The organism is Micrococcus sp. LASM2_SD2, from assembly GCF_057364565.1.
Genome location: NZ_JBNFOB010000300.1, coordinates 1 through 2,274, shown reverse-complemented (window position 1 = coordinate 2,274; position 2,274 = coordinate 1). Strand labels below are relative to the sequence as shown.

The following is a 2,274-nucleotide window of genomic DNA, read 5'->3' as shown; positions in this document are numbered from 1 at the left end:
CGGCCTGCGCGGCCGGGGCCAGCAGCGTTCCGGTGAGGACGGCGGCGGCCAGGGCGCCGGTGGCGCGTCGGCCGGTGCGGGACGTGGGGTGGCGGTTCTCGGACATGCTCGGCTCCTTGCCTCGGGACAGGGCGCGCCCGGACTGCGCCACGCACGCCCGGCACGGGGCGGTCCCGTGCCGTCGCCCAGGCTCACACCGGTCGGTGACCGGCACGTGCCGCCACGGTGACCGGACGCTTCACCGCCGGTGGCCTGCGCGTGAAGGCCGGAGGCCACGACGGGGCCGCCCGCTCCCGGTGGAGCGGGCGGGCCCGTCGGCCTGCGTTGGAAGGCCTTCCGGCGTCAGCCCTTGTTCTTGCGGTCCACGATGGTCAGGTAGACCTCGCCGTCCCGGACCTCGACCCGATGCACGCCGACCGGATCCGTGGCGGGCAGGCACTGCGGCTTGCCGTCGGTGAGGCAGAAGCGGGAGCCGTGCAGCCAGCACTCGATCTCCAGGCCCTCGAGCTCGCCCTCGGCGAGGGAGATGTCCCCGTGGGTGCAGGAGTCGTCGATCGCGTGGAAACCGTCGTCCTCCGTGTGGAAGACGGCGATGTCGTCCCAGTGGCCGGTCTCGCCCATGGGCAGGACCTTGGCCTCGCCTGCGGGGATGTCCGCGGCGGGGCCGACGTGGATCTCTGCGGGGCTGGTCGTCGCGTCAGTCATGGTCCCAGCCTAGAGAAGTGCCCCGCCCTGCGCCGAGCCAGAGGGTCCGGCCGGTTGGCGGGGGGCTGAAGTAGCCAATCCCTCTGGCTCGCCGAACCAGACCCTATGGCTCGGCGAACCAGAACAATCGGCCGCTTCGGCCCCGCCTCAAGCAGCCATTCCTTCTGGCTCGGCGCTGGGTGGAACGCAGCCTCCCTGCGCTCAGCCGTTCCGGTAGTCGCGGGCGAGCTCGATGAAGCGGTCGTTCGCCTCGACCTCGCCGATGGACACGCGCACGCCCTCGCCGGCGAAGGCGCGGACGGACAGGGCGCGCTTGCCGGCCTCGGCGGCGAAGTCCGCGGCGTCCTCGCCCAGCGGCAGCCACACGAAGTTCGCGTGGGTCTCCGGGACATCCCAGCCGGCCTCGGCGAGGGCGGCGACCACGCGCTCGCGCTCGTCCACCACCTTCTGGACACGCTCGGTGACCTCGTCCAGGGCGTCCAGGGAGGCGATCGCGGCGCGCTCGGCCACGGTGGACACGGCGAACGGGGTGGCGACCACGCGCAGGTGACGGGTGATCTCCGGCTGGGCGATCGAGTAGCCGACGCGCAGGTTGGCCAGGCCGTGGGCCTTGGAGAAGGTGCGCAGCACGGCCACGTTCGGGTGCCTGCGGTACATCGCGATGCCCTGCACGGCGTCCTCGTGGCGCACGAACTCCACGTAGGCCTCGTCGATGACCACGAGGATGTGCTCGGGCACCTTGGCCAGGAAGTCCTCGACCTCGGCGGTGGTGAGCACCGGGCCGGTCGGGTTGTTCGGGGTGCACAGCAGGATCACGCGGGTGTGGTCGGTGATCGCATCGAGCATGGCGGGCAGGTCGTGGCGGTGGTCCGCGGTGAGCGGGACGCCCACGTCCTTGGCGCCGGCGGAGCGCACCACGATCGGGTAGGCCTCGAAGGAGCGCCAGGCGTAGATGACCTCGTCGCGGTGGCCGTCGTCGTGCGGGCCGGCGAAGGCGGTGATGATCTGGGTCAGGGCGCCGAGCGAGCCGGCGCCGGTGACGATGTCCTCGGCGGAGACGTCGTGGTGCTCGGCCAGGCGGGTGCGCAGCGCGGTGGACAGCGGGTCCGGGTAGCGGCACAACGAGCTGGCCTCGTCCGGCGCACCGGTCACGAAGGAGGTGACGGTGTCCAGCACGGACGGCACCGGGGCATACGGGTTCTCGTTCGAGGACAGCTTGTACGGCGTCAGGCCCTCGACCGCCGCCGGGGGCTTGCCGGCGGCGTAGGGCGGAAGCAGGTCGATCACCGGGTTGGGGTGGACGACGGTCGTGCTCGGCTTCGGGGTCTCACTCATGGGCAGAAGACTACGACGACGGCACCCGCCTGTCTCCCGAGAGTCGCCGATTGCGCGCATTCCGTCAGCGTGGGCCGGTCTGCGGTGACAGTTCGTCTGCGCCTCACCTGTGCCTCACCGTCGTCTCGCCCGCGCCTCACCCACGCCTCGCCCGCGCCTCAGCGCCGCGCGAGGAGCTCCTCGCCGAGGGCGGCGGCGATCGCCTCGGCGCCGGCCGCCAGCCGACCGGCGATG

At 72.5% G+C, this 2,274-nt stretch carries 2 protein-coding genes; both read right to left on the bottom strand.

Going from position 1 to position 2,274, the window contains the following annotated elements:
• Positions 1-342: 342 nt before the first annotated feature.
• Entirely contained in the window at positions 343-705 is a 363-nt protein-coding gene (locus AC2W7A_RS11680; RefSeq protein ID WP_485991492.1) for a Rieske 2Fe-2S domain-containing protein, read from the bottom strand.
• A 201-nt stretch (positions 706-906) separates the two neighbouring features.
• Positions 907-2,040, bottom strand: coding sequence for a histidinol-phosphate transaminase (locus tag AC2W7A_RS11675; RefSeq protein WP_485991491.1), 1,134 nt, complete (start codon positions 2,038-2,040; stop codon positions 907-909).
• Between the last annotated feature and the right edge of the window lie 234 nt (positions 2,041-2,274).